Raw genomic sequence first — 21,591 nt, 5'->3', positions numbered from 1 at the left:
CTCCCTGTTTCCGGAAGCACTTTGAGGGGCGCGCCGGCACACACAGCCTGGCGCGATTTTTCATGACTTCGCACGCCGCGACATCGTCTTACGGGCGGGACCTGCTCGCCTCCGTCGTCGTCTTCCTCGTCGCGCTGCCGCTCTGCATGGGTATCGCCATCGCCTCGGGCTTACCGCCGACGGCCGGCATCATCACAGGCATCATCGGCGGCCTCGTCGTCGGCGTCATCGCCGGCTCGCCCTTGCAGGTGAGCGGACCCGCTGCCGGGCTCACCGTCATCGTGCTCGAGATCGTGCAGAAGCAGGGCCTTGAGATGCTTGGTGTCATCGTGCTGTTCGCCGGCCTCCTGCAGGTCGCGGCGGGCGTCTTCAAGCTCGGCCAATGGTTCCGCGCCGTCTCGCCCGCCGTCATTCACGGCATGCTGGTCGGCATCGGCGTGCTGATCCTCGCTTCGCAATTCCATGTCATGCTCGACCTGCAGCCAATCGGCACGGGGATCGACAACCTCGTCGGCATCCCAGGTGCGCTGTGGAGCGCCCTCGCCACGCAGGATGCGCATTTCGCGGCCGGCATGATCGGCGTGCTCACCGTTGCAACCATCTTCGCCTGGGGCAGCTTCGCGCCCAAATCGATCAGGATCATCCCGGCACCGCTGGTCGGCGTGCTGGTCGGGATGATCGCCGCCGCCGTGCTCCACCTCGACGCCATCAAATACGTCGAGGTCCCGGACAACATCTGGTCAGTGACGATCCTTCCGACGCCCGAGCGGCTGATGCGCATCTTCGAGCCGGCCATTCTCGTCGGCGCCATCTCCATCGCCTTCATCGCCAGCGCCGAAACGCTGCTCTGCGCCACCGCCGTCGACCAGATGCACAGCGGGCCGCGCACCAAGTACGACAAGGAGCTCTCGGCGCAGGGCATCGGCAACGCGATCTGCGGCGCCCTCGGCGTGCTGCCGATGACCGGCGTCATCGTACGCTCGAGCGCCAACGTCGAGGCGGGAGCTGTCGGCCGCAGCTCGGCGATCTTCCATGGCGTCTGGCTGCTCGTCTTTGCGAGCCTCCTGCCGTTCACGCTCCGCTACGTGCCGGTCGCGACGCTCGCGGCCGTGCTCGTCTATACCGGCTACAAGCTTGCCTATCCGAAGATCGTGCCGACCCTCCTCAAGTTCGGCAAGGGCGAGGTCTTCATCTTCGCGGTGACGGTCGTGACCATCGTGCTCACCGACCTGCTCAAGGGCGTCGTGCTTGGCCTCGCGCTATCGCTGCTCAAGCTGCTCTATGCGTTCTCGCATCTCGTCATCCGCAAGGAGGAGGGGCCGGACGGGCGCGTCGACCTCCATCTCAGCGGCTCCGCGACACTGATCCGGCTGCCGCTGCTGGCCAGCACGCTCGAGAGCCTCAAGCCCGACGCACACGTTCACGTGCACATCGACGCGCTCGACTATATCGATCATGCATGCATCGATTTGCTGTCGAGCTGGGACCGTCAGCACAAGGTGAGCGGGGGCTCGCTCGAGATCGAGTGGGATGGGCTCACGGAGAAGTACAAGGCGCGCAGCGCAGCCTCGTTCCGAGCAGCCAAGGAAGCCGCACGCGACAGCGCAGGGCCGGTCGGCGTCTAAAAGCGCTCCAAGTCCTCGCGACGTTCCCGAGCGTGTGGTTCCCGCTCGGGAGCATCGTCCAGCGGTCAGCTCATGCGGCCGATCGGCAGTGGCGGGCGTTTGGCGAACCTGAGGATTGCCAATCCGAAGAGAGCAGAGACCAACGACCCCGCGAGCACGCCGATGCGGATATCCGCTGCGTGCGCCGGCTCGGGGAAGGCCAGCATGCCGATGAACAGGCTCATCGTAAAGCCGATGCCGGCGAGGACGCTGACACCGAACACTTGAACCCACGAGGCGCCCTCGGGGCGCGCGCCCAGCCCGAGCGCGACGGCCGTGCTCGTGAACGCGAACACGCCAAGCGCCTTGCCGATCAACAGGCCGAGCGCAATCCCGAGCGGGACCGGGCTCAAGAGACTCTCGAGCGAGATGCCGGCAAGCGAAACACCGGCGTTGGCAAAGGCAAATGCCGGCAGCACACCGAACGTCACCCATGGGTGCAGGCTGTCCTGAAGCTTGGCCGCCATGGTATCGGACGCGCCGTTACCATTGCGGACAGGCAGCAGCGGCACCGCGATGGCCGTGATGACGCCCGCCAGTGTCGCATGCACGCCCGACTGCAAAACGCAGAGCCAGACAAAGGCGCCGACCAGCACATAGGCTGCGGTCCGTGTCACGCCCCGCGCGTTCAGGATGAACAATGCGAGCACGCCAATAGCTGCGAGCGACAACGCCGTGAGCGAAAGATTCGACGTGTAGAAGAGCGCGATGATGATGATCGCCCCAAGGTCGTCGATGATGGCGAGCGCGAGCAGGAAGATCTTGAGAGAGGACGGAATGCGGGGTCCGAGCAGAGCCAGAACGCCGATGGCGAAGGCGATGTCGGTCGCGGTGGGAATGGCCCAGCCGCGCAGCGCATGCGGATCGCCCCAGTTGATCCAGGTGTAGATGAGCGCGGGCGTCAGCATGCCTCCCAGCGCTGCAATGGCGGGGAGCGCGGCCTGGCGGAATGTCGACAATTCGCCTTCAACCAACTCGCGCTTGATCTCGAGCCCGACGTTGAAAAAGAAGACGACCATCAGGCCGTCGTTGATCCAGTGCAGCAGGTTCCTGTCGAGGCCCCACTCGCCGACCCGAACGGAAAGGTGCGTGTCGAGCAATGCGCCATAGAGAGGGGCGAGATCGGAGTTTGCGAGGACGAGCGCCGCAATCGCCGCCAACAGCAGGACGATCCCTCCCGACGCCTCGTGATGCTGGATGAAATTCATCGCGTCCCGCAGTCGGCGCCGCCTAGCCATTCGCCCATCCATCCTTCTTGAAATTTCCTCGTCCCGTCGTGGCGCAGAGCGCCCGACGCGTCAACTCGCGATCAAGACTCTAGTCCCTGCATCGGCAGCGCCGGGGCTTCATGCCAGGCTGCCGGCCCGAAGAGACGCAGCTCATCCGAGCCGCGGCTCAACGCAATCGCGTGTTTCACGCCCGCCGCCGCAGAGGCAGCGCTCGCGAACTCATCCTTACCCTGCAGCACATGGGCGGCGAAGAGCGCGGCCAGGAGGTCCCCTGTGCCACGAGCCACATGAAGCATCCGGCGCACGGTGCATTGTGCCGCCCGCTCGCGCGTCACCACGATGTTGGCCAACCGGTCATCGGCGGCAGGAATCGAGCTTGCGAGGACCGTGGACGGGCCCAGCGAGCGGGCCGCGGCGACGACATCTGCAATCGTCTCCACCGGACGGCCGGTCAAGAAGGATAGTTCGAACCGGTTCGGCTTGACATGTGTTGCGAGCGGAATCAGGCGGTCGCGCACGGCCTCGGCCGATTCACGTGGAACGTAGAGCCCCTCCGGATGATCACCGAGCACCGGATCGCACACAATCAAAGCATCCGGGCGCACAGCGAGCAGACGCGAAATCAGCACTTCGACGGCGTGCACATGATCGGGGCTCGGCAGATAGCCGGTCAGCACCGCATCCACATCGCGTAGCCAGCCATTGCCTTCGAGGCCGTCGAACATCGCCGTCAGCGTGCCGGGATCGACGGCGCTGCCCGCCGCATGCGGATGGCTGAGGTGATTCGACAGCAGAATGGTGGGGCAGGCCAGGGCCTCGTGACCCATACGGTCGAGCGCAGGCATGATCGCCCGCAATCCTACCGTGCCGCGGGCCACGAACGACGAAACCGCAATGACCGTGGCCATGTCTCACCTCTGATCGCTTCGCCACACCCAAGCCGGCGCGCCACCCTGATTAGCCGCGCACACGGCCTCACGGAAAGCCGTCTTTTGTCATGGCCCATAGTTGCATTGGTGAGAGGGGAGGCTTGGGCTATCGTTTTTGCAATGCAGCATCGTCTTCGACCTTCTGAAAACGCATGAGGCTTTCATGGCTCCCATCCGCCCCCGCCGCAGCGTGCTCTATATGCCGGGGGCCAACGACCGCGCCCTCGAAAAGGCCCGCTCGCTCGCGGCCGATGCGCTGATCCTCGATCTCGAAGATTCAGTGGCGCCTGAAGCCAAGGACGAGGCGCGGGAGAAGGTTGTAGCGGCCGTTCGCAAAGGGGGATACGGCCGACGCGAGGTGGTGATCCGGCCGAATGCGCTCGAGACCGCCTGGGGAACAGCCGATATTCTTGCGGCGGCCTCGGCTGCGCCCGATGCGATCCTCGTGCCCAAAGTGCAGCGCGCCGGCGACATCATCAGCGCAGCCAAGATCCTGAAATCCGTCAACGTGCCCGAAAAGACCAAGCTGTGGGCGATGATGGAGACGCCGCAGGCCATCCTGCATGCTGCCGAGATTGCCGCCGTCGGGGCCGATCCCGAAAACCGCCTCGTGTGCCTCGTCATGGGCACCAACGATCTTCTCAAAGAAAGCCGGGCAAGGGCGCTGCATGACCGGTTCGCGGTGGTGCCGTGGCTGGCGCTGACGGTTGTGGCCGCGCGAGGTTACGGGCTCGACATCATCGATGGCGTTTACAACGATTTCAGGGACGAAACCGGGTTCCGCAAGGAATGCGAGCAGGGCCGCACCCTCGGCATGGACGGCAAGACGCTGATCCACCCCTCGCAAGTGGCTCCGTGCAACGAGATCTTCGCCCCGACCGACGAGGAGATCACCTGGTCCATCAAGATCATCCGCACCTTCGACGAACCGGAGAACGTGCACAAGGGCGTCATCACGGTGGACGGCAAGATGGTCGAGCGGCTGCACCTCGTGCAGGCCAAGCGCACGGTGGCCATCGCAGGCGCCATAAAGGAGATCGAGGACTGGTTTTGACGGTGGCCTTCCGCACGCAACGGGCCACGGGCGGAATCGCGCACTCGCATCGGGAAGCCAAAAATGGCATAGCACGGACGCTGACCTGAGACGCGAGGCCGACGAATGACCAAGACCAATCCGGGCAACTTCTTCGAGGATTTTCGTTTCGGCCAGATCCTCACCCACGCGACGCCGCGCACGCTGACGGAAGGCGATACGGCGCTCTACATGAGCCTTTACGGTCCGCGCTTCGCCGTTCAATCCTCGGACGAGTTCGCCCGCGCCATCGGCTATCCGCGCTCGCCAGTCGACGATCTTCTCCTCTTCCACGTCGTGTTCGGCAAAACCGTGCCCGACGTCTCGCTCAACGCCATCGCCAACCTCGGCTATGCGGGGGGGCGTTTCCTCAGGCCGGCGTACCCGGGCGACACGCTCTCAACCGTGTCCGAGGTGATCGGCCTCAAGGAAAACTCGAACCGCGAGACGGGCACCGTCTACGTCCGCTCGACGGGGACGAACCAGAGGGGCGAGGTCGTCCTCGAATACATACGCTGGGTAATGGTGCGCAAACGCGACAAGGCTTCGCCCGCGCCGGAGACGGTCGTGCCGGAGCTTCCGGACCGGGTTGACCCAAGGGAGATCGGCGGGGCAGTGCCACAGCTCGACATCGCTGCCTACAACCTTGCCGAAGCCGGCGCTCCCTACCGCTGGGGCGACTACGAGGCGGGCGAGCGCATCGATCACGTGGACGGCATGACGCTCGAAGAGGCCGAGCACCAGATGGCCACACGCCTCTATCAGAACACGGCCAAAGTGCACTTCAACCAGCACACCGAGGCCAAGGGCCGCTTCGGCAAGCGCATCGTCTATGGCGGCGTCACCATCTCGCTCGCCCGCGCGCTGTCCTTCAACGGCATGAACAACGCCTTCCACATCGCCGCCATCAACGGCGGACGGCACGTGGCGCCGCTGTTCGCTGGCGATACGGTCTATGCGTGGTCGGAGGTGCTCGAAAAAGCCGAGCTGCCGGGACGCACGGACGTCGGTGCGCTGAGAACACGGCTCGTGGCGGTCAAAAATCAGGATTGCAGCACCTTCCCCTTCAAGACGGAAGGTGGAGGCTACGCCGATGGCGTCATTCTCGATCTCGATATTTGGGTGCTGCTGCCGCGGTGAGCGGCGTTTGCGCTCGAGCAAGTAGAAAGTTTGACACGAACGCTGGCTCAGAAAGGCTCCCGCCGCGAGCGAACGATCAAGCCCGCGCACGTGCTTCCCAGATGGCGAACACAGCATCTCGCGCCACGGTCGACACCTGTGACGCACCTATTGGCGAATTGCTCCACATCGGCCGGCGGGTTAATAAGGTCAGTGGCCCCTCATGATGGCCGGGACATCCAGGGAATCGGGGACAGATGGCTGAGGCCAGTGCGAAGCGCGGCTCACAGGCGGAACGTCCGCTTTCACCGCACCTGCAGATCTACTCGATGACCATCAGCATGGCGATGTCGATCGTGCATCGCATCACGGGCGCGGCGCTTTACGTCGGCACGCTTCTCGTGGTCTGGCTTCTGGCCGCGGCAGCAAGCGGGCCGGAGCAGTTCGACTTCGTGACGGGTCTCCTCGGAACATGGCCAGGACAGATCGTGCTGTTCGGCTACACGTGGGCGTTGCTGCATCATGCGCTCGGCGGGATCCGCTATTTCATCTGGGATACGGGCCGCGGCTATACGATCCCGATGATCGATCGCCTGTGCTGGATCACGCTTGCGCTTTCAGCGGCGGGAACGATCCTGATCTGGGGCTATGTGCTGCTCTCCTGGGGAGGGGCCGCATCATGACCATGCGGACGCCGCTCAAGGAGGCGCGCTGGCTGGGCTCGGCGAAGGAAGGCTCGGATCATTTCTGGCTGCAACGGCTGACGGGCGCCGCCAACTTCATCCTCGTGATCTTCGCCATCGGATTTGCGATCTGCCACATCGGTGCAGACCATGCCACGGTAAAGACGGCTCTCGGACATCCAGCCGTCGCGCTTTTCGCGCTGCTCTTTCTCGCCTCCGCGACAATCCACATGCGCATCGGCATGCAGGTCATCATCGAGGACTATGTGCACGGGACGGCTCTCAAGCTCGTACTCTTGATGCTCAACACGTTCTTCGCCATCATCGTTGCGGCGGCGGGCGGCCTCTCCATCCTCAAGCTCGCGTTCGGAGGCTAGCGAGATGGCTGCCAAGACCAACGGGACGAGCCCAGTTGCGGCGCCCGCCATCAACGGCCAAGCCTATCCGACGCACGATCATACCTACGACGTGGTGGTTGTCGGAGCGGGCGGAGCGGGGCTCCGCGCGACACTCGGCGCAGCGGAGGCCGGTCTCGCGACGGCGTGCATCACGAAGGTATTTCCGACGCGCTCGCATACAGTCGCGGCGCAAGGGGGCGTTGCCGCATCGCTCGGCAACATGGGGCCGGACGACTGGCGCTGGCATATGTACGATACGGTCAAGGGCTCGGACTGGCTCGGCGACCAGGACGCAATCGAATATCTCTGCCGACATGCACCGAATGCCGTCTACGAGCTCGAGCATTACGGGCTGCCGTTCTCTCGCACCGCCGACGGCAAGATCTATCAGCGGCCGTTCGGCGGCATGACGACGGAGTTCGGCGAGGGCCCGCCCGCCCAGCGCACCTGCGCCGCGGCCGACCGCACCGGCCACGCCATGCTGCACACGCTCTATGGCCAGTCTCTGCGCCATTCGGCGGAGTTCTTCGTCGAGTACTTCGCGCTCGACCTCCTGATGGACGATGACGGCACGTGCCGCGGCGTCATCGCGCTCTCGATGGAGGACGGCACCCTCCACCGCTTCCGCGCCAAGCGCACCATCCTAGCGACGGGCGGCTACGGGCGGGCCTACTTCTCCTGCACATCGGCGCACACGTGCACGGGCGACGGCAATGCCATGGTGCTGCGGGCGGGACTGCCTCTACAGGACATGGAGTTCGTGCAGTTCCATCCTACCGGCATCTACGGCGCCGGCCTGCTCATCACAGAGGGGGCGCGCGGAGAGGGCGGGTATCTCACCAACAGCGAGGGCGAGCGCTTCATGGAGCGCTACGCGCCGCACGCCAAAGATCTTGCCTCGCGTGATGTCGTCTCGCGTTCGATGACGATCGAGATCCGCGAAGGGCGCGGCGTGGGGCCGGACAAGGACCACATCCATCTGCATCTCGACCATCTCGATCCGGAGATTCTGGCGGAGCGGCTGCCGGGCATCACGGAGAGCGCCAAGGTTTTCGCGGGCGTCGATGTGCGCCGCCAGCCGATCCCCGTCCTGCCGACGGTGCACTACAACATGGGCGGCATCCCGACGAACTATCACGGCGAGGTCTTGACGCTGAAAGGCTCGAATTCCGATCACGTCGTGCCCGGCCTGATGGCCATCGGAGAAGCCGCCTGCGTTTCCGTGCATGGCGCCAACAGACTCGGGTCCAACTCGCTCATCGATCTCGTGGTGTTCGGCCGCGCGGCAGCACTCAGGTGCGCATCGTCGGTGGAGAAGGGCGCCGCGCAGCCCGAGTTCTCGCAGCTCGCAACCGACAAGGCGCTTGCTCGCTTCGATCGCTTCCGGCATGCGAACGGAAGCGAGCCGACGGCGGCGCTGAGGCTGCGCATGCAGAAGGTCATGCAGGCGAACTGCGCCGTGTTCCGCGACGGGCCCGTGCTTGAGGAAGGCATACGCAAGATTACCGAGATCTGGCAGGCGAGCGCCGACATCAAAGTCACGGATCGGTCGCTGATCTGGAATTCGGATCTCATCGAAACGCTTGAGTACGACAACCTGATCTCGCAGGCGGCGGTGACGGTCACGGGCGCGGCCAATCGCAAGGAAAGCCGCGGGGCGCATGCGCGCGAGGACTATCCGAGCCGGGACGACGCCAACTGGATGAAGCACACGCTGGCGTTCGCCAACTATGAGGCCAAGACGGTCGAGATCGCCTATCGGCCGGTGCACACGCACACGCTGACCAACGAGGTCCAATACATCGAGCCCAAGGCACGGGTTTATTAGAGCCGTTCTGATTTAAGTAGAAACGGGGAACGACTCTAAGCTTTTGTTTCTTCGTGCTTCTTGTCGGAAAACCGGTTCCCTCCGGTGCGGACGCTCGTCAGAGCGGTTCCGGCTTTACTACGCGCAGGCAAACGATCAGTCTGCAGTGGACCGGCGCATCGTTCCGAAAGGGCGGAACGGACCACGGGTTTGGGCGAAGACTCCCGATCGTGGTGCTGGCATGTTTCGCGACGGGGAAAGTATGCAAGGTGAGCTGGCTGCACCTGCCGCCACATCCGAGGGAGACGAGACCATGAACGATCCGATCCATCCGTCCAACCGCCTCATCATTCCTTTCCTCGGTCCGATTTACGGGAGCCTTGGGGAATTCGCGGAGACGCTTCTCCGTGTCGTTGCCGGCGTAGCGCTGATCACGCACGGGTTCCCGAAGATCATGAACCCACTCGGAGCGATGGGGATGGTCGAGAACCTGGGCTTCTTTCCGGGCCCAGCCGAAGTTTGGTCGATCTTGCTCTCGCTGACGGAGTTCTTCGGCGGCATTCTCATCACGATCGGCCTCTTGACGCGCCCGGCTGCGTTCGGAGCGATGATCGTTCTGCTCGTGACCGTCTACTTCCACTGGATCTTCAGCAGCCAAGGCTATGCCGGGGCCGAGAAGTCGATCCTATGGGCCGCGATCATGTTCTATTTCGTGATCCGCGGGGCCAATGCTCACTCCGTCGACGCGCGTCTCGGCAAAACCTTTTAGAGGGCTTCCGGAGTGAGAACTGACAGCCGTCCCCGGCGGGCCACTGTTCCCCGCACTCCGGGCCGGAGGCACTCTTTTACTCGTGCTTCCTATCGGAAAACTGTCGTTCACTTTTCCGGAAACACTCTGGCGCTGGTGCCTCCCTCCGCCGGGGTGTAGAAGCAGAGCAGCCCTGTAAATCGGGCGGAGGGGTTCACGCGTTGGCGGGAAAGCGCAATTCAGAGGAACCTGCCGAGGCGGATACGCGGATCGCCCCCGATCCGTTCGCGGCCGTGCTTCCAGCCATCGCGGCGCTCGGCACGATCACGTCGATCGCATCCATAAACTGGGCAGCGCGCGAGCGCGGCAGCGAGCAGGCGCGGCCGAAACGCAAGACCGTAACGGCGCTCCGCGAACTCGAAACCTGCTGCCTGCATCTGGCCGAGATCTTCCGCCGTTTCCAGCGTAACCCCAAGCTTTTCATGGGTGAGGGCGCACAAGTGTCGTCGCCTTTGAAGTTCGGCATGCACGGTCCGCGCGTGGATACAGACACGGCGAAGCTCTACCAGCAGGCGATCAATGACGTGGCCTCCATGCTGGTGCTCGCTTCGCAGAGTACGTTCGAGGCGATGTGCGCCGTTGAGGACGGGGCCGTCGATGCGCCCGAGGACATCTTCTTCGGTTTCGGCGATTGCCAAGATCGTCTGAACAAGCTGATTCAGAACCGGGCAACGCTCAAAGCCTGCGTTGATACCGGAGCGGAAGTCGCCGAGCGGCTCACCGAACTCGTGCGGGATCTGAAGACATACCGGACCGATTGAACCGCGGATGACGGATAATCCGTCTTGCGGCGCGTGTCCGCGCCCGCCTCAAACGATCAGGCTCCGGCCGGGGAGAGCTCATCGAACAGGACCGAGAACGTCGAGCCCTTGCCGAGCGTGCTCGTGATCCTGAACTCGCCCCGATGGCGAAGAACAATATGCTTGACGATGGCGAGACCAAGCCCGGTGCCGCTCTTCTCCCGCCCGCCCTGGCCTGCGCGGTAGAAGCGCTCGGTCAGGCGGGGGAGATGCTCCGGCGCAATCCCCGGGCCGTCATCCGCGACGGCGACCAGCGCGCGGGGCTGCGGCGGCGATCCGTCGAGCACGCGTGAGACGGCGATTTCGACGTTCCCCCCCTCGCGGCCGTACTTGATGGCATTGTGGACGAGGTTCTGAATCACCTGCACGATCTCGTCGCGATCGCCGCGGATGCGGACGGGCTCCTCGCTTTTGGTGACAACAATCCTGGCCTTGCTTGCCGCGGCGACGGGATCAAGTGCCTGAGCGACGTATGAGGCGACATCATTCAGATCGACGATCCCGCGCGGCGGAAGATGCACGCGCATTTCGGCGCGGCTGAGCGACAGGAGATCATCGATCAGGCGTGTCATGCGGTTGGCTTGGCTCGACATGATGGCGAGGAAGCGGTCGCGCGCCTCGGGATCGTCGCGCGCCGGCCCTTGAAGCGTCTCGACGAAGCCTCTGAGCGACGCGAGTGGCGTGCGCAGCTCGTGGCTGGCGTTGGCGATGAAGTCCGCCCGCATCTGCGCGAGCTTGTCCTGCTCGGTGAGGTCGCGGAACGAGACGATGAGGAACGGTACGCCGCGCCGGATCTCCCGTCCTCCGATACGCGAGATGCTGGCCGAAATGCGCCGCTCGACGGGAACACGCTCGTAGAGATCGACGACGATGCGCTGGCTGGCCGTCACCGCAGCGTCAACCGCAGCGTTCAATTCGGGGTGACGGGAAAGCTGGCTCAGGGGCTGGCCGATGCGCGCTTTCGGAAACAGCTCCTCGAGGCGTGCGTTGAAATGCATGATGTTGAAGTTGTGATCGAGAGCGACGACGGCGTCGGGCACGGCATCGAGCAGGAGGCGCCAGCTATCCGCCTCGCGCTGCTGGCCCTTGGATGACGGCGATCGGCCGTGCTCTGCGGAAACCGACCGCGCGGGCTCGTCGTCTGCATCGGTCGTGCCGCGCCCGGCGGCAACCATCGCCATCATGAGAGCGCCGGCCGCGGCGAGCCATCCCGCGAGGGCGCCTGCCAACCAGGCGCTCGTGAAGAACAGCGCGATCACCACGAGCGTTCGCGCCCGGGAGCGCAGGCGGCGGCGCAACGCGCCAACGGCCGCAAGAATGCGCTCTAAACTCAATCTAGCTGTTTCGGGAAGGGCACGCCGCCGGGGCTCCATCATGGGAGCGGATATTGCATCAATCCGCATGAGAGCCTCAACTTCCATGGTACAAACCTTGCGGCTCTTCAAACGTTATGGTTTTCAAGAGGTCGCCCTCTGCGGTTTTCCGCATGCCAATTGGACACCGCCAGACGACACTCGTGTGACAGCCCGTGCGAGGCGGTGCCGCCGCCCGTCCGGCCAGCGAAGGCATCATGGCAAAAGCGAAGACCACCGCAGCGGAGCGGCCTGCCAAGGCTGCATCTGGCGAGGCGAGCGGGCTCTACCCGAGCTTCGATATCGACAACCCTGAGCTGCCCAAGGAAATCAAGGCACGGGCGTTGAAATCCGGCGGCTATCCGTACGACGCGAAGCTTAAGCGGACGCCTTACGAAGAGCAGCTTCACCGCCTTCAGCTCGAGCTAATCAAGTTGCAGGATCACGTCGAGGCCGAAAGCGAGCGTATCGTCGTCATCTTCGAGGGGCGCGATACATCGGGCAAGGGCGGCTGCATCTCGCGCATTCTCGCGCGCCTCAACCCCCGCCATTCGAGGTCCGTAGCTCTCTCCAAGCCGACGGAGGCAGAGCGCGGCCAGTGGTACTTCCAGCGCTACGTCGCGCACCTTCCTACGAAGGGCGACATCGTGCTGTTCGACAGGTCCTGGTACAACCGCGCCGGGGTCGAGCGCGTGATGGGCTTCTGCAGCGAGGACGAGACGGCCCGCTTCCTGCGCGACGCGCCTGAGTTCGAGGCGCTGCTCATCCGCGATAACATCCGTTTCTTCAAGATCTACCTGACGGTCGGGCGCGAGATGCAACTCAAGCGCTTCCATGAGCGCCGCCATGACCCGTTCAAGAAATGGAAAGTGACGGATATCGATCTCGCAGCCATCTCGCGATACGACGATTACTCCCGCGCCGAAGCGGACATGCTGCGTTTCACACATACGGCGGCCAGCCCGTGGGCCGTGATCAACGCCAATGATCAGCGGCGGGCTCGCCTCGAGGCTATGCGCGTGCTCCTCTCGGCGCTCGATTACGCCGGCAAGGATGCGGACGCCATCGGCGCGATCGATCCGAAACTCACCGAAGGCGGCGCAGACTATCTCGCCCGTACCACCGGCACCGACGGAAAGGCGTGAGGATGGAAGCCGCGCCAAGGCTCTTCGGCGCGGCTTGAGGCCATCAAACGATCGGGCTCAAAGATTCACGTGAAAACGGCCCGGCCGCCGCTACGGAAGGCGAAGGCCGGACGTGAAGAAGCCATAGAGCCAGGCGGTGACGGCACCAAAACCGGCCCCGAGAACGAGTTCCGGCCAGATTAGATCGACGTTTCCATCGAGAAACGGCGGCTCGCTTCGGATCAGGGGCACCAGCACCAGCACGCCAACCACGGCCGTGCCGATCACGCCGAGAAGTGCGCCGCGAAAGGTCAGTGCGCCGCGCGGAACGCTGCCGAGAATGAAGGCAAAGATTATGCCCCACAGCGCGCCCCAGGCGGCGCCGGAGACGACTTGCGGATACCCGGTAAAGAGCGATGGCTCCATGGACCATGGAACCCGCGTCGTATAGCCATTGCTCGCCAGACAAAAAATGATCGCTTCGTGTACCGTGACATAGGCGATCGCCCCGGCGATGGCTCCGAGCACGAGGCCCTTAAAAGACGGTCCCTCCATGACGTGTTCCCCTTCCCTGTTGAAAATAAAGCCTTCTATGCGCTTTTTACGACAGTATTGCCTTGGAGACGCAGACTTGGAAAGGGCATGCTCGGTGATTGTTGCGTACAAAATTATCTATTCTTGCGTGCGCTTGTAGCGCGTATGTCGTCATCGATTGTTGTTGTCTGCCACAGGCTGTCGGTCTGAATCAGGCCCTGGCGCAAAGGCTTGAAGCGCGCCAAACCATGTCCGTTACGGTGGAGAGGCTGCCCGTGCAACTTTTCGGGCTCGGCATCTTCGGATTCGATCACCTTCAGATCGTCTTTCGGCATGGCCTACCTTCCGGCACCCAGGACCATTGGTTCGTAATCGAAGGCCTGCGCGAGCCGGGCATCTCCGGAACACGTCTCGCCGTCGAAGGCTGGGCCGGGGGCACGACACTTTCGGACGCCAATGGCGGCCTCATCGGTCGCGCGCTCGCCGACAAAATCGGAACCAGCGGCAGTCGCGGAGCCCGCACCATCGCGGAAGGGCGCCAGGCGATAACGCTATGGGCGAAGCTCGTCGCGTATGCCGCGGACATCGACGCACAGCGGTTTCCCTATATTCCCGCCACGTTGCCGGCCTCTCCGCTGCCCACCGTCAACTCTTCATCGCTGGTCGCCTCCCTCCTGTATCATGCGGAGGTCGACATCATGGAGGCCACGCCGAACGGATTGCGCTTTTCGCCGGGGACGTCGACACTGCTCGGCACATCCGGCGAGGATCGGCTTCGGGCCACCGACCGTTTTTCGACGCTGATGGGCGGATACGGCGACGACGTGCTCGTCGGCAACGACGCTACGGGGTCCGTCAGCAAGCTCTACGGCGGAGCAGGGAACGACACTTTCCTATGGTCTCCCGGCATCAATATTCTGCATGGGGGGCAGCCCGGCCTTTCCTATGCCGAGGACGGCATCGACACGGTCGATTACACAGGTGCGGGAGAAATTCGGATCGAGGCGCTGCCTCGGGGCAAGCCGCATCGGCAGCCGGACTTCATCGTTCACCACGCAACGGGCCGCGACTATCTGTTCTCGATCGAGCAGATTATCTGGGACGGCGCGCGCGACCGCATCCAGCTTGACGCCGGCGTCGATCTCATCCTGCAACCCTTCACAGAGCCGACGTCCGTCCCCGAGGACGCGCGGCTCGATGCCCCGGATCTCCGCCCCTCCGGCCTCGATGCTCACGGCGTGCCAGCCGGCAACGGCCTGTTCTCTCTGCGCGGGATCTCGCCATTCAACTTCATCTTCGGCGGCTGATGCGGGTGACCGGCCGCCACCGGCGTGACATGCTGGCGACATCATGGATCGAGGGCGACATGCAAAGGAGCTCCACTGCCCGCGCGGCATTTGCGGCCGCCGTTCTCATATACGCCCTGCCGTCTGCGGCCGGTGCCGATGAAACCTGCGCGCCAGAGGCAGGCTCGTCCCACGGCGTTCTCAAAGTCATCGATGGGGAAACGTTGCGGCTCGAAGACGGGCGCGACGTGCGTCTCGTCGGATCGCTGGCGCCGAAAGCGGATCCGTTCGTGGGAGACGATGCGCTCGGATGGCCTCCGGCACGGGATGCCGCCCGTGCCCTCGACGCGCTGGCGGCCGGCCGCCGGGTGACGCTTCGCTACGATAGCCGGCGCCGGGATCGATACGGACGCGGCCTCGCCCAAGTGTACGTCGGCACGCCAGACGGCGAGGTCTGGGTGCAAGAACATCTGATCCGCGAAGGTCATGGCCGCGCTTACGCTCTTCCAGGACATACACGCTGCCTCCACGCCCTCGTGGCGGCGGAAAAAGAAGCCCGCGATGCGCGGCGCGGTTTGTGGAGAGACGAAGCCCACCGCATTCGGTCCGCCGAGGAGGTCGAAGCACTGTCGCGCCTTGTCGGCCGGTTCGTCATCGTCGAGGGACGTGTCGCCGGAGTGACCCGCGCGCGGCGGCTCACCTATCTCAATTTCGACGCCGATTGGCGACGCGACTTCACGGCAAGCCTGGCCAACGCCGCCGTCGACCGAAGTCCAGGCGGGGCAGACAATCTGACCGGTCTCAAGGGCCTGACAATCCGCGTCCGTGGCTGGATCGAGCAGCGTAACGGGCCGATGATGGTGCTCTCCTCGCCGGAGGAGATCGAAGCCCTGGAAGAGACTGGCGAAGCGTTGCAGCGGTGATGTGGACCTTCAAGCGCGGGCAGCGCGAAACGGCGCAAGCGCAGAAAAGAAAGCTCCCCGCCGGCGAACCGGCGAGGAGCTTCAAAAAATCAGATTCCCAGAGCGTCAGGCGGCGCGCGCATCCGCAGGATCTTCGTCCGCGCCCTCAGCCAGGCGCCGGCCGCGGGCGCTCTTCGAAAGCACATCTGTAATGCGCTGAACCGCACCGCGCTCGTCGAGCTTATCGACGGCTGCGATCTCGCGTGCCATCCGGTCGAGCGCATCCTCATAGAGCTGGCGCTCGGAGTAGGACTGCTCGGGCTGGGCTTCGGAGCGATAGAGATCGCGCACTACCTCGGCGATGGAAATGAGATCGCCGGAGTTGATCTTGGCCACGTACTCCTGTGCGCGGCGGCTCCACATGGTGCGCTTGACGCGGGCCCGACCCTTCAGCGTCTCCATGGCCTTCTTGACGACGTTTTCCTCGGCGAGCTTCCGCATGCCTACGCTCTCGAGCTTGCCCGTCGGGACACGCAGCGTCAGCTTCTCCTTGTCGAAGGTGATGACAAAGAGCTCGAGCGACATGCCCGCAATCTCCTGCTCCTCGATGCCGACGATACGGCCGACGCCGTGGGCAGGATAGACGATGTATTCGTTGGTCTTGAAACCATGCCGCTGGCTGACCGACTTCTTCTGCGCCGCCATGACCTGGCGCGCAGCCGAGGTCTTCTCGGCAGCCTCCTTCGGAGCCGCCGCCTGTACGGGGGCGGTTAGCTTCTGGCTGCCCTTGGCGAGCGCCGCCGCGGCCCGCACCGGAGCCGCCGGCCGGGCTGCTGCAGCTTTCGCAGCCACTTTCGTCCGAGACGCGGTGGCAGCGGCCGGCTTCTTCGCCTTGGCGACAGGAGTCTTGACAGAGGGCGGTTTTGTAGCGTGACTGGTCGAAGCGGCTGCCGGCTTTTTTACACTGGCCTTGCTGACGCCGGTCTTGGCAGCGGACTTCGTCTTGGTAGGCCGGGGAGTGGTCTTGGACACGGCCGGCTGCGTCGTCCGAGCCTTCACGTGCGTCTTGTTCTTTTGAGCCATAGACTTCTCACTCTCGCTTGTCACACCAGACTCGACCCACCGGGGCCGAATCGCCTCTCATGATCATCACAGGACGGCGCCAGACCTTCCCAGGTGCGCCATCCGTCCAGTCACACACAAACCCGGCACGTCGGCACGTTAACCCTGCCGCCGTTCCGGGAAACCTCCCATCATGTTGGGTCGCGCATGCGAAACCGCTAGCCGACTTAATTCATATCGGACGATAAGTCACAGTACCGACACGGAAACTTCAGCGACACAGCGTAAGGCATGGCCTCGAACTCCATTTCGGGTCCGCGACCCCTTGCGCACGATTTGTCCGCAATGTGTTCCCGCTCGGTTCCAAACTGGCCCGAGGCATTCTTGTAACATAATTTTTGGGAAAATTGAAGTGGCGTCTGAAATGTAGGATGGCCGAGCCCTTAAAGAACCCGTTCAAGTTCTTTATTGGATGGCCGCAAGCCTCAATTTCACGGCTGCATCGCGGCCCCGTGCAGAGCCGTTCGCCCATCTCAAGGAGGTGACCGGCACCTACAACTTTATGGCTGAGAGCTGCGACATGCCTTTTTCGCACGCACGCTTCTAGTCCGTGCCTTTCACGGCACGCAGATCAGTCCCCGTCACCCGGGGCAGCCGAGAAATATTTATCGAACTTGCCCTCTTCATCCTTGAAGTCGTCCGCGTCAGGCGGCGAGGGCTTCTTGGCCGTGATGTTCGGCCATTTGTCCGCGTATTCCCGATTGATTTCCAACCACTTCTCGACGCCCGGCTCGGTGTCCGGCTTGATGGCGTCGGCCGGGCATTCAGGCTCGCAAACCCCGCAGTCGATGCACTCGTCAGGGTGGATGACCAGCATATTCTCCCCCTCATAGAAACAGTCGACGGGGCAGACTTCCACACAGTCGGTGTATTTGCACTTGATGCATTTTTCGTTGACGACGTAGGTCATAGCAGGTCCCGAGTGGTCTTGGAGGGGAGCGCCGGGGGTGTGCCAAATGCGCGAGCGCATAGCAAGCCCCCGGAACGTCACGGGGATGTTTTGCAGGGCCGGGCCTCGCCGGCTCATTGGCCGCCTTTGAACTCCTCGAGCCGCCGGCGGTCACGTTTGGTCGGCCGCCCGGAGCCCGGCGCACGGTCACCCCACGCCAAAGCATCCTGGCCCGCCTCATTACGTGGGATCGGAGGGGTCAGATCCTCGTAGAGGCCTCGCGCCTCATCGGCAGGGCCGCGGCGCGCACCCAGGCCCATCACCTTCAAAATCCGGATGCCCGAGGGCAGGCGCGAGGTGATGACATCGCCAACCTTGATCTGCTGGCTCGCCTTCGCCGCCTTCACGCGGTTGACCTTTATCCTGCCTTCCGCGACGACGGCCGCGGCCAGCGTGCGGGACTTGGCAACGCGCGCGTACCAGAGCCACTTGTCGAGACGCTGGGACGCCTCACGCTCCGGGGCCGCCACGCCGCGGGGCGCGGGCCGCGTCATGAAGGATTCTTCTCCTGCGCCTGCTTGGCCAGCGCATCACGCAAAGCGCCCAGAGAGGCGAACGGAGAATCGGGGTCGACACCGCCCTTCTTCGGCGGTCCGGCCGAGCGCGTCATAGGCCGCTCGTGAGGCCCATCCCTGCGCTCGTCACGGCGGCGTTTGCCGTCGCGCCGCTGGGGCCGGTCTCGCCCATGATCGCGATCCCGCGGCCCACGCTCACGGGCGCGGGGAGACTGTGCCTCCTGTGCGCCGCCGGCATCGGGAACCGCAGACGCAGAGACGCTTCCAGCCTCGGGCGCAGGTCCGGCGGCCGGCGTGGAGCCCTGAGGGCCAGGCGCTGCCGGCGCTCCATTCCGACGCGGGCGTCCCTGGTGCGGACGCCGACCCCGGCCGGGACCCTCGCGCCGCTCTCTCTCGTGTCGGGGGCGCTCGTCGCCGCGGTGGTGGCGCCGTGGACGCCAGACCTCGATGACAATCGTCTCTGCGTCTTCCACCGAAGCCGACGCCTCTTCTTCTTTGGGAGGCGCCGAGGCGGCAGAAGCCTCAGGCATGCTAGCGTTCTGATCGTCAGCCATCTCCGGCTCAGCCGGGGCGATGATGGGAGCTGAACTTGGTTGCGCCGATGACACGGTCTCACCAGCGGCCGGTGTTTCGGCCGGCGCGACCGACGAAGCCGGCGCTGAGGCGAGTGCTGGCTCGCCGGCTTCCTCAGTGACCGCAGCCGCCGTTTCAGGCACTGCCGCCGTGGCAGCGTCGGCGACGGTTGGTTCCGCCTCCGGTTCCGTCTTTACCGGCTCGGCCGGCTTCGGCACGGTTTTGCGATCGAGGCGGAAGCCGAGGGCCTTCAGCACATTGCCGAGTTCCTCCGGCGAGCAGCCGAGAATCGACATCATCTCCGGCGTCACGACGAAGCCGCCATCGCCCGTGGAGCCTTTCGGCGGCATGGTGGCGCCATCGGGGCTCGCCCGCCAGGCCAACAGCGGCCGGATCAGGTCGGCGAGGCGCTCGAGAATGTCGAGGCGGATGGCGCGCGGCCCACAAACGTTGAAGCCATACGCGCGATAGAGCTCCTCGGGGAGCGCGGGATTGACCGCGGCTGAGGTGAGGCCGGCCCGCGGTAGATCGGAAAGCGCCTCGAGCGCGCAATCGTGCTGAGCGGCGTTCTTCAACGCCCAGAGCGTGGCGGAGAGCTCCGCCGGCGCCGGCTTCAGCAGCGCGGGGAAATAAATGTTGAAGGCGCCGAACCGCACGCCGTACTTGCGCAGCTGCGCCCGCGCCTCCTGATCGAGGTGCCGCATGTCCTCGGCCACCAGCTCACGCTTCAGCATGCCGAAGCTCTCAGTGAGGCGGAAGGCAATGCCGCGCGCCAGGCCCGTGACGTCTTCCGCCTTGGCGATCTCAACCAGCGGCTTCAGGCGCTCGGCGATGATCTCATCGCGCCAGGCCTCAATCCGAGCCGTGACCTTCTCCCGGTCCGGCGCCGACAGGTGCTCGTCGGCGAGCAGAGTGACGTGCGGCTTCAGTGGATCGTCCGACGGCTCGAAGAGGGCAATCTCCTCGTCGCGCCAGAGCACGTGGCCGGTGCGCGAGAGCTTGAAGGCCTCGACCTTGGCGGCGGCGACGCGGCGGGCGCGCATACCGAGCTCGCGCGAGAGCACCTGAGCCGCGGCACTGCGGGCCGCCTTGCCGTGGATGCCATCTGCCTGCGTCTCGGGCGTGAAGCGGAAGCCGCGCAGCCGGCCCACGAAATGGTTCTCGACGTGGATCGTGCCGTCCTCAGCGATCTCGGCCGTCAGCTCCTCCTTGTCGCGCAGGCCCTTCATGAGCGCGCTCGTGCGGGCGTCGACGAAACGTTGCGTGAGCTGCTCGTGCAGCGCATCCGAGAGGCTGTCCTCGATGGCTCGCGTGCGACCTTGCCAATGCGCCGGATCGGCGAGCCAGTCGGCGCGGTTGGAGACGAACGTCCAGGTACGAATGTGGGCGATGCGGTTGGCGAGCGTGTCGATGTCGCCATCGGTGCGGTCTGCAAACGCCACCTGCTTGGCGAACCAGTCTTCGGGAATGCGGCCCTCGGGCCCCATCAGGTAGCCGAAAAGCGTGCCGATGAGCTCCGCGTGGTTCTGCGAGGAAATCTTGCGGTAATCGGGAACCTGGCAGACCTCCCAGAGGCGGGCGACAGCGGATGGAGTGGTGGCGCGGCCCGCCACCTCGCGGTCGTTCGCCAACGTTTCGAGGGCCGCCACGTCGTCGGCCATGCGGGCGCGCACGAGGCGCTGCTCCCCCGGCATTTCACGCAGGCTGTCGCGCAGGCGGTCCAGCGTTGCGAAATCCAAACGACGGTTGCGCCACTGCAGCAGGCGCACGCTGTCGAAGGTATGCGTCTCGAGGCGCTCGACGAGATCGGACTCGAAGGGATCGCAATTGCCGGTGACGCCGAACGTGCCATCGTTCATGTGGCGGCCGGCGCGGCCGGCGATCTGGCCAATCTCGCCGGGCGTGAGATTGCGGAAGTTCTGGCCATCGAACTTGCGCGCGGCCGAGAAGGCCACGTGATCCACGTCAAGGTTGAGGCCCATGCCGATAGCGTCGGTGGCGACGAGGAAGTCGACATCGCCGGATTGGTAGAGCGCCACCTGGGCGTTGCGCGTGCGCGGGGACAAGGCGCCGAGCACGACCGCCGTGCCGCCGCGCTGGCGGCGGATCAGCTCGGCGATGGCATAGACCTCGCTGGCGGAGAACGCCACGACGGCCGAGCGGCCGGGCAGGCGCGTGATCTTCTTCTGGCCGGCGTAGGTGAGGCGGGAGAGGCGCGGACGCGAAATGAAGTTGGCGCCGGGGATCAGATCCTGGATCGCATCGCGCATGGTCTGGGCGCCGAGAAGCAGCGTCTCCGCGCGGCCGCGCGCATGGAGCAGCCTGTCGGTAAAGACGTGCCCGCGCTCGGGGTCGGCCGCGAGTTGGATCTCGTCGATGGCGAGAAAGTCCACATCCACATCACGCGGCATGGCCTCGACCGTTGCCACCCAATAGCGGGCGTGCTCCGGCTTGATCTTCTCCTCGCCGGTGATCAAAGCCACCTTGTCGGCTCCGATGCGCGCGACGATCTTGTCATAGACCTCGCGCGCCAAGAGACGCAGAGGCAGACCGATCATGCCGCTCTCGTGACCGAGCATACGCTCGATGGCGAGATGCGTCTTACCGGTGTTCGTGGGGCCGAGGACCGCAGTCACATTGCGGATGCGCGCTTCCAGATCGCTGGCCATACGCGGTATCTCCAAAGGGGAAGTCGCCTTGGCATTGCATTGGTGTGCGTGGAGAT

Annotated in this window: 19 protein-coding genes; 11 read left to right on the top strand and 8 right to left on the bottom strand. The window is 64.5% G+C overall.

Annotated features, from left to right (window positions below; all coding sequences use genetic code 11):
- Positions 1 to 62: 62 nt before the first annotated feature.
- Positions 63 to 1,625: a SulP family inorganic anion transporter gene (locus tag V7P99_RS09310; RefSeq protein WP_333794534.1), complete on the top strand. Its 1,563-nt coding sequence runs from the start codon at positions 63 to 65 to the stop codon at positions 1,623 to 1,625.
- Between the two features lie 65 nt (positions 1,626 to 1,690).
- Here V7P99_RS09310 and nhaA read toward each other — a convergent pair whose 3' ends face one another.
- Together nhaA and pdxY are read right to left on the bottom strand one after the other, a co-directional pair.
- Entirely contained in the window at positions 1,691 to 2,902 is a 1,212-nt protein-coding gene (nhaA, locus tag V7P99_RS09305; RefSeq protein ID WP_333794533.1) for a Na+/H+ antiporter NhaA, read from the bottom strand.
- 71 nt (positions 2,903 to 2,973) lie between these two features.
- Entirely contained in the window at positions 2,974 to 3,801 is an 828-nt protein-coding gene (pdxY, locus tag V7P99_RS09300) for a pyridoxal kinase (protein ID WP_333794532.1), read from the bottom strand.
- A 184-nt stretch (positions 3,802 to 3,985) separates the two neighbouring features.
- Between pdxY and V7P99_RS09295 the strand changes: the two genes are divergently transcribed.
- The 7 genes from V7P99_RS09295 to V7P99_RS09265 all read left to right on the top strand — a co-directional run bounded on the left by V7P99_RS09295 (position 3,986) and on the right by V7P99_RS09265 (position 10,470).
- Positions 3,986 to 4,876 (top strand): HpcH/HpaI aldolase/citrate lyase family protein, encoded by an 891-nt coding sequence (locus V7P99_RS09295; RefSeq protein ID WP_333794531.1) that lies wholly within the window; start codon positions 3,986 to 3,988, stop codon positions 4,874 to 4,876.
- Positions 4,877 to 4,981: 105 nt separating this feature from the next.
- Complete coding sequence (locus V7P99_RS09290; protein ID WP_333794530.1) at positions 4,982 to 6,034, top strand: MaoC family dehydratase; 1,053 nt, start codon at positions 4,982 to 4,984, stop codon at positions 6,032 to 6,034.
- Between the two features lie 236 nt (positions 6,035 to 6,270).
- A complete protein-coding gene (gene sdhC, locus V7P99_RS09285; protein ID WP_333794529.1) occupies positions 6,271 to 6,696 on the top strand; it encodes a succinate dehydrogenase, cytochrome b556 subunit in 426 nt (141 codons plus the stop codon).
- Positions 6,693 to 7,073, top strand: coding sequence for a succinate dehydrogenase, hydrophobic membrane anchor protein (gene sdhD / locus V7P99_RS09280; RefSeq protein ID WP_333794528.1), 381 nt, complete (start codon positions 6,693 to 6,695; stop codon positions 7,071 to 7,073). The genes sdhC and sdhD overlap by 4 nt, the downstream gene beginning before the upstream one ends.
- A gap of 4 nt (positions 7,074 to 7,077) precedes the next feature.
- A complete protein-coding gene (sdhA, locus tag V7P99_RS09275) occupies positions 7,078 to 8,922 on the top strand; it encodes a succinate dehydrogenase flavoprotein subunit (RefSeq protein WP_333794527.1) in 1,845 nt (614 codons plus the stop codon).
- A 292-nt stretch (positions 8,923 to 9,214) separates the two neighbouring features.
- Positions 9,215 to 9,670, top strand: a complete 456-nt coding sequence (locus V7P99_RS09270) for a DoxX family protein (RefSeq protein WP_333794526.1) — start codon at positions 9,215 to 9,217, stop codon at positions 9,668 to 9,670.
- A gap of 200 nt (positions 9,671 to 9,870) precedes the next feature.
- Positions 9,871 to 10,470: a hypothetical protein gene (locus V7P99_RS09265; protein ID WP_333794525.1), complete on the top strand. Its 600-nt coding sequence runs from the start codon at positions 9,871 to 9,873 to the stop codon at positions 10,468 to 10,470.
- 56 nt (positions 10,471 to 10,526) lie between these two features.
- Here the strand turns inward: V7P99_RS09265 and V7P99_RS09260 are convergent, their stop codons facing one another.
- The gene (locus tag V7P99_RS09260; protein WP_333794524.1) at positions 10,527 to 11,843 is read right to left on the bottom strand and encodes an ATP-binding protein; all 1,317 of its coding nucleotides are present in this window, start codon (positions 11,841 to 11,843) and stop codon (positions 10,527 to 10,529) included.
- 236 nt (positions 11,844 to 12,079) lie between these two features.
- Between V7P99_RS09260 and ppk2 the strand changes: the two genes are divergently transcribed.
- Positions 12,080 to 13,006, top strand: a complete 927-nt coding sequence (gene ppk2 / locus V7P99_RS09255) for a polyphosphate kinase 2 (protein WP_333794523.1) — start codon at positions 12,080 to 12,082, stop codon at positions 13,004 to 13,006.
- Between the two features lie 90 nt (positions 13,007 to 13,096).
- Here ppk2 and V7P99_RS09250 read toward each other — a convergent pair whose 3' ends face one another.
- The gene (locus tag V7P99_RS09250; RefSeq protein ID WP_333794522.1) at positions 13,097 to 13,540 is read right to left on the bottom strand and encodes a hypothetical protein; all 444 of its coding nucleotides are present in this window, start codon (positions 13,538 to 13,540) and stop codon (positions 13,097 to 13,099) included.
- 227 nt (positions 13,541 to 13,767) lie between these two features.
- On the opposite strand from V7P99_RS09250, the gene V7P99_RS09245 reads away from it, so the two are divergent.
- Positions 13,768 to 14,826 carry a hypothetical protein gene (locus V7P99_RS09245; RefSeq protein ID WP_333794521.1) on the top strand — a complete coding sequence of 353 codons (1,059 nt, stop codon included), beginning with the start codon at positions 13,768 to 13,770 and terminating at the stop codon, positions 14,824 to 14,826.
- On the top strand, positions 14,826 to 15,728 hold the full coding sequence (locus V7P99_RS09240) for a thermonuclease family protein (RefSeq protein WP_333794520.1): 903 nt from the start codon (positions 14,826 to 14,828) through the stop codon (positions 15,726 to 15,728). Before V7P99_RS09245 ends, V7P99_RS09240 begins: the two co-directional genes overlap by 1 nt.
- Before the next feature lie 105 nt (positions 15,729 to 15,833).
- Here V7P99_RS09240 and V7P99_RS09235 read toward each other — a convergent pair whose 3' ends face one another.
- The 4 genes from V7P99_RS09235 to V7P99_RS09220 form a co-directional block, all read right to left on the bottom strand.
- Entirely contained in the window at positions 15,834 to 16,790 is a 957-nt protein-coding gene (locus V7P99_RS09235; RefSeq protein WP_333794519.1) for a CarD family transcriptional regulator, read from the bottom strand.
- 610 nt (positions 16,791 to 17,400) lie between these two features.
- The gene (gene fdxA, locus V7P99_RS09230) at positions 17,401 to 17,739 is read right to left on the bottom strand and encodes a ferredoxin FdxA (protein ID WP_333794518.1); all 339 of its coding nucleotides are present in this window, start codon (positions 17,737 to 17,739) and stop codon (positions 17,401 to 17,403) included.
- A 113-nt stretch (positions 17,740 to 17,852) separates the two neighbouring features.
- Positions 17,853 to 18,272 (bottom strand): RNA-binding S4 domain-containing protein, encoded by a 420-nt coding sequence (locus V7P99_RS09225; protein ID WP_333794517.1) that lies wholly within the window; start codon positions 18,270 to 18,272, stop codon positions 17,853 to 17,855.
- A complete protein-coding gene (locus tag V7P99_RS09220; protein WP_333794516.1) occupies positions 18,269 to 21,535 on the bottom strand; it encodes a helicase-related protein in 3,267 nt (1,088 codons plus the stop codon). The genes V7P99_RS09225 and V7P99_RS09220 overlap by 4 nt, the downstream gene beginning before the upstream one ends.
- Positions 21,536 to 21,591 lie beyond the last annotated feature (56 nt).

Origin of the sequence: Hyphomicrobium sp. (assembly GCF_036780825.1) — a bacterium.
Classification (GTDB): domain Bacteria; phylum Pseudomonadota; class Alphaproteobacteria; order Rhizobiales; family Hyphomicrobiaceae; genus Hyphomicrobium_C.
Note: the sequence above shows the minus strand (reverse complement) of the source record. Positions and strands in the feature narration are given on the sequence as shown.